The organism is Stenoxybacter acetivorans DSM 19021 (assembly GCF_000745895.1).
GTDB classification, from domain to species: domain Bacteria; phylum Pseudomonadota; class Gammaproteobacteria; order Burkholderiales; family Neisseriaceae; genus Stenoxybacter; species Stenoxybacter acetivorans.
In genome coordinates, this window is record NZ_JQKE01000016.1 from 42,324 (window position 1) to 48,541 (window position 6,218).

General features: G+C 46.7%; 5 protein-coding genes and 1 pseudogene. 4 read left to right on the forward strand and 2 right to left on the reverse strand.

The window, feature by feature from the left end:
- Positions 1-56: 56 nt before the first annotated feature.
- Together Q384_RS02760 and pgi are read right to left on the reverse strand one after the other, a co-directional pair.
- Complete coding sequence (locus Q384_RS02760; protein ID WP_037585823.1) at positions 57-530, reverse strand: CinA family protein; 474 nt, start codon at positions 528-530, stop codon at positions 57-59.
- Positions 514-2,175, reverse strand: coding sequence for a glucose-6-phosphate isomerase (gene pgi / locus Q384_RS02765; protein WP_037585825.1), 1,662 nt, complete (start codon positions 2,173-2,175; stop codon positions 514-516). Before pgi ends, Q384_RS02760 begins: the two co-directional genes overlap by 17 nt.
- 360 nt (positions 2,176-2,535) lie before the next feature.
- Here pgi and Q384_RS02775 point away from each other — a divergent pair, with 360 nt between their 5' ends.
- From Q384_RS02775 to Q384_RS02790, 4 genes and pseudogenes are all read left to right on the forward strand, one after another.
- Positions 2,536-2,727, forward strand: coding sequence for a (2Fe-2S)-binding protein (locus Q384_RS02775; protein WP_037585827.1), 192 nt, complete (start codon positions 2,536-2,538; stop codon positions 2,725-2,727).
- A gap of 499 nt (positions 2,728-3,226) precedes the next feature.
- Positions 3,227-3,793, forward strand: coding sequence for an alkyl hydroperoxide reductase subunit C (gene ahpC / locus Q384_RS02780; RefSeq protein WP_037585828.1), 567 nt, complete (start codon positions 3,227-3,229; stop codon positions 3,791-3,793).
- 247 nt (positions 3,794-4,040) lie between these two features.
- Positions 4,041-5,609: an alkyl hydroperoxide reductase subunit F gene (ahpF, locus tag Q384_RS02785; RefSeq protein ID WP_037585829.1), complete on the forward strand. Its 1,569-nt coding sequence runs from the start codon at positions 4,041-4,043 to the stop codon at positions 5,607-5,609.
- A gap of 427 nt (positions 5,610-6,036) precedes the next feature.
- Positions 6,037-6,218 (forward strand): annotated as a pseudogene (locus Q384_RS02790) (IS481 family transposase); the annotation flags it as partial.

A 6,218-nucleotide genomic window follows, 5' to 3' on the forward strand; every position in this document is an offset into this window, starting at 1 on the left:
TACGGTCATGGCAAACAAACACGGCAACTACCCGCATTTTTAACGGTACGGTTAATTTACAAAGAAAGCCGCCGCGCCAGCAATGCCAAAGCAAAGCACACCGCTTGTGCACGGATTTCATCGCGGCTGCCGATAAAGTGTTGCTGTTCCGCCCAAACACCCTCGGCACTGCTCAAACCAAACCAAACCGTGCCAACGGGTTTTTCTGTTGTACCGCCTGTCGGTCCTGCAATACCAGAAACCGACAAAGCATAATCGGCACGGGCAGCGAGTAATGCGCCCTGTGCCATTTCACGCACACATGCCGCACTCACCGCGCCATGCTGCCGCAAAGTTGCTTCACGCACATTCAATAAAGTTTGTTTGGCTTCATTGCTGTAGGTAACAAAACCCATGTCAAACCAAGCTGAACTGCCGGGCAAACACGTCAGTTCCGCCGCCAATAAACCGCCGGTACAGGATTCGGCGCAGGTAACAGTGCATTGATGCGCTTGAAGCCAAGCGGTTACGGCATTAAGTGTTTCGTTCACGTTGATGCTCCCTGAAATACGCAATTAAGCCATTGGTGGACGAATCATGCGCCAATGCCGCCGTGTCAGACAGCTGCGGCTCAATGCGCTTGGCAAGTACTTTGCCGTATTCCACGCCCCACTGGTCAAATGAATTAATTCCCCAAATCACGCCCTGTACAAACACTTTGTGTTCATACATTGCCAGCAGTATGCCCAAATGAAACGGTGTTACTTTATCCAATAACAAAGTGTTGGACGGTTGATTGCCGGGAAACACTTTTTGTGGCGCGAGCAAATCACGTCGGCGCGGATTCATGTCTGCCAATTCGGCATAGGCTTCCGCCAAAGTTTTACCGCGCATCAATGCTTCGGTTTGTGCAAGCGCGTTGGCCGCCAACACGCGGTGCTGTTCACCGACATCATAATGGCTATTTATCGGCACAATAAAATCACACGGAATCAAGCGTGAACCTTGGTGCAGCAACTGAAAGAAAGCATGTTGGCTGTTCACGCCTTCTTCTCCCCAAATCACCGCACCGGTATCAAAATCCAAACGATTGCCGTATCGGTCAGTTTGTTTGCCGTTGCTCTCCATATCCAATTGCTGCAAATGCGCGGGCAGGCGGCGCAATCCATGATCATACGGAATCACCGCATGGCTTGCCGATGCGTAAAATGTGTTGTACCACAAACCGATTAAGCCCAGCAGCACCGGTATATTGCGCCGAAACGGCGTATTGAAAAAATGCTCATCAATGGCGTGTCCGCCCGCCAAAAAATCACGGAAATTTGCCGCACCAATGGCACACATCACCGCCAAACCAATGCTTGACCACACCGAATAACGCCCGCCCACCCAATCAAACAGCGCAAAAACATTATCGGGTGCGATACCAAAATCAGCCGCCTTATCCACAGCCGAAGACACCGCAACAAAATGCCGCGCAATATCGGCTGCCTGAAAACCTTGCTGCAAAAACCACGCGCGCGCTGTTTTGGCATTCAGCAAAGTTTCCGGCGTGGTGAATGATTTGCTGGCAACAATAAACACCGTGCTTTCGGCAAACACTTTCTCCAGCACTTGAGCCAAATTCGCACCGTCAATATTCGCAACAAAATGCACATTCACTTTTTGCTGATACGGCTTTAACGCAAGCGTTACCATTTGCGGACCCAAATCTGAGCCGCCGATACCAATATTGACCACATCACGAATGCAATCACCGCGTGCGCCCAAGTGCTTGCCTTCATTTAAACTTTGGGCAAACGCCAGCGCACGGTTTAATTCGCGGTGAATCTCCGGCACAACATTGCGTCCGTCCACATACACTTTGGCTGCCGTGTTTTCAGGCAGCCTGAGTGCAGTATGCAGCACAGCACGGTTTTCACTGATGTTGATTTTTTCGCCCGAGCGCATTTTGTGCATCCAACCCGACAAATCCGCCGAACACGCCAATTCAATCAGCAAACGCAGCGTGTCTTCGGTGATTCGGTTTTTGCTGTAGTCCAACAGCAATCCGTTGAATGAAATACTCATTTTTTCAAACCGCTGTGGGTCTTGCGCAAATAAATCACGCATGTGCAAAAAGCGGGTGCTGCGCTGGTGTTGATGCAATTGCGCCCAAACAGCGGTGTGATTAATGGCGTAGTCAGCAGTATTCATGGTATCGGCTTAACAAATACAAATAAGAAACTTTGTAACACAAAGCCCGAAAATCGCAAAGGGCTGCCGTGCAGGAATGTGCAACCAATATGCGATTACCCAAACCGCGAGCCAACACAGCAACACACGCATGCACAACATGTCAAACTTTAAAGAGCGAATTGCTTTGTCCTTCTTCGCGGCATCTGTTTTGATTTTCAGGCTGCCTGAAAAGGTACGGGGCAGCTTGATTACAGCGGCTTATTTTAAAGCATTGCCGTCATTTACAGGGTCATTACTTATTTTTCTCTTGAAATGCTGAATAAAAACCATTATTATTTACAAAAAATCAGCGCCCATTATTGATAAGGAGATAGTGCCATGTATGTTTGCCTGTGTAATGCCGTTACCGACCGTCAAATTCAAGAAACCGTTGCCGCCGGCGCGATGAATCTGGCTGATTTGCAAGCGCAGCTGGGCGTTGCTACTTGCTGCGGCTGCTGCACCGACTTAGCCAGCTCTTACCTCACTGCCAACAGCGAACAGCAAATTCAAGGTCAGCCCACGCTCTGATTGCTCGTCTTGCCGCCGTCGTTGGGCGATTTGAGCGGGTTTTCCCGCTGAATGATGCTGAATGATTTTGAATCTACTGCCGTTTACTGTTGTCAAAATAAATCTTTTTTCGGCTCTCCATTTTCTCTGCCGATGTACAACCACCAAAACACCATCGCACTGCCTCTTTAATGGCAAAACAAAGTAAACAAACAAAAATCCTCTGTTCTGTTTATTTATTTTCAGACACAATAACAATAGATTGAACCGAGCGGCTGCCTGAAAATACAATGTATTCTGTTTACAAACCAAGATAAACGCAGGCTTTTTCAAACAAAAACACAACAATCAATAAAATTTTTTTATTTTAAACAGATAGTTACCTTTATAAACCAATAATTATTGTAAAAATCAATCGATTTTTAAATTTTGTTTTGTTGATTCTATCGCTTCAATTCTATACACTGCTAACCATTAGCTGTTTTATCCACTCAACTTAACCCAACAGGAGTTTATTCACATGGTTGCTAAAGTAAATACCCAATTATTGCCGTTTAAAGCCACCGCATTCTACAACGGTGATTTTGTTGAAGTTACCGATGCCGATGTCAAAGGCAAATGGTCTGTATTCTTCTTCTACCCTGCCGATTTTACCTTTGTTTGCCCCACAGAATTGGGCGACTTGGCTGACCACTACGCCGAATTGCAAAAAATGGGCGTAGAAGTTTATTCCGTTTCTACCGATACCCACTTCACCCACAAAGCATGGCATGACAATTCCGAAACCATCGGCAAAATCAAATACTACATGCTGGGCGACCAAACCGCCACTTTGGCAAATAATTTCGGCGTATTGCGCGACGGTCAAGGCTTGGCAGACCGTGCCACCTTCATCATCGATCCGCAAGGCACGATTCAATCGATTGAAGTAACCGCCGAAGGCATTGGCCGCGATGCCAACGATTTGCTGCGTAAATTGAAAGCCGCTCAATACGTTGCCTCACACCCAGGTGAAGTTTGCCCTGCCAAATGGAAAGAAGGCGAAGCCACTTTGGCACCGTCTTTGGATTTGGTCGGCAAAATCTAAGGTTTACTGACGCCTTTATTTCAGATAACAGTAAAACCCGGACACCTCAACTGCCGGTGTTCGGGTTTTTTCGTTCAAAATAAATCACTTTTTAATCGCGGAATGTAAGCGAACCGCAATTGCATAAAACACAACGATTAAAAAATGATTTGTTTGCCTTCTTGTTTGAAGGCAAAGCAATGTATTTGTTTCCTAATAAAATCACCCGAAAAATAAATCGGCAAATTTATCTTGAAAGGATTTAATGATGTTAGACGATACCTTAAAAAGCCAATTAAAAGCCTATTTGGAAAAACTGGAACAGCCCGTTGAACTGCTTGCTTCTTTAGACGACAGCAAAGGCGCGCAAGACATGCTGGATTTACTCAATGAAATAAAACCACTGAGCAGCAAAATCAGCGTGCGCACCAATGGCAAAGATGCGCGCAAACCGTCATTTTTGATTACCGAGCCGGGTAAAAATACCGGCGTGGTATTTGCCGGTGTGCCGCTGGGGCACGAATTTACTTCCTTGGTGCTGGCTTTACTGCAAGTGGGCGGCTATCCGTCAAAAGCACCGCAGGAATTGCAAGATCGCATCAAAAAACTGACGGGTACGTTTCATTTTGAAACCTATTATTCGGTTTCCTGTCACAACTGCCCTGACGTGGTGCAAGCCTTAAACCTGATGAGCGTGTTAAACCCCAACATCACCCATACCGCCATTGACGGGGCATTGTATCAAGCCGAAATCGAAGCCAAAAACATCATGGGTGTTCCCACGATTTATTTAAACGGCGAACATTTTGGTCAAGGCCGCATGGAATTGGCGGAAATCGTTGCCAAAATTGATACCGGCTCAGTGGAAGAAACCGCCAAAGCCATCAGCCAAAAAGAACCATTTGATGTTTTGATTATCGGCGGCGGCCCCGCAGGCAGTGCCGCTGCGGTTTATGCCGCCCGCAAAGGCTTGCGTGTGGGCATTGTTGCCGAACGGTTCGGCGGTCAGGTATTGGATACCGTGGACATTGAAAACTATGTTTCCATTGAGAAAACCACCGGACAAGAATTGGTAGCCAATTTAGAAAAACACGTATTGAACTACAACGTGGACATCATTCGCTTGCAAAAAATCAAAGAATTGATTCCGGCAAAAACCGCAGGCGGCTTGATTGAATTACACACCGAAAGCGGTGCGGTTTTAAAATCCAGAAGCGTAATTATCAGCACAGGCGCACGCTGGCGCACATTGAATGTACCGGGTGAAAACGAATACCGCACCAAAGGCGTGGCATTCTGCACCCATTGCGACGGACCCTTGTTTAAAGGCAAACCCGTGGTGGTGATTGGCGGCGGCAATTCCGGCGTCGAGGCGGCGATTGATTTATCCAATATCGCCTCTCACGTTACCTTATTGGAATTTTCCGACAAAATGCGCGCCGATGAAGTATTGCAGCAAAAACTGAAAAGCCTGCCCAATACCAAAATCATTTATAACGCCCAAACCACCGAAGTACACGGCGCAGCCGATAAAGTAAACGGCTTGTCCTACCGTGACCGTACTTCTGATAAAGTTTCTCGCTTAGACGTAGAAGGCGTATTTGTGCAAATCGGCTTGCAACCCAACACCGAATGGCTCAAAGGCACATTGGAACTCACTCAACCCGTGGGTGAAATCATCATTGACGACCACGGCCGCACCAATATTCCGGGCGTGTTTGCCGCCGGTGATTGCACCACTGTTCCGTTCAAACAAATCATTGTTGCCTCAGGTGAAGGCGCAAAAGCGGCATTGGGTGCATTTGATTACTTAATCAGAACCACCGCCGCAAAATAGATTTATCATTACTTCATGCTTCAAAAAAGCGTTGCGCGATGTTGCCGGGCAACGCTTTTTTCATGGTGTTTTACAACACATAGCGAAACAACTATTTTCTGTGCATGGATATGGCTTTCCGTTCCGCTTTCTGCGCCATACGGATCTTGATTGTTTCGGATTAGCTCGTAATGAAAAAGAAAGTCGTTTGGCTATTGAGTACACCATCTGCGAATATCTTTTTCATAAAATTTCAGGCAGCCGCCGATAATCGAATCGGCGCTACCTGAAAAAAGCCCTGCTTTCTGCCGCAATCAAAGTGTGCAGTCAGTCTGTCTATTCACCTCCAATCGGCTGCCTGAATAACGGCTGATAACACACTTTAATAAAACGCTTACGCTGTAAGAAATCCCAGCGTTGTTTACAGTATTTATAGGAAAATACTGTAATGAATATTCATAAAAGAACCCGTTTACTGCCCTATCAGCGTCAAGAAATTTGGCGGCTTTATACAGAAGAAAATGTCCGCGTTTCTGATTTGGCGGCTACCTATTGCGTCAGCAGACCCACCATCTATAAAGTCTTGAAAGAAGCGCGGTTACAGGTATTCGTGCCTAAAAACAGCACTAA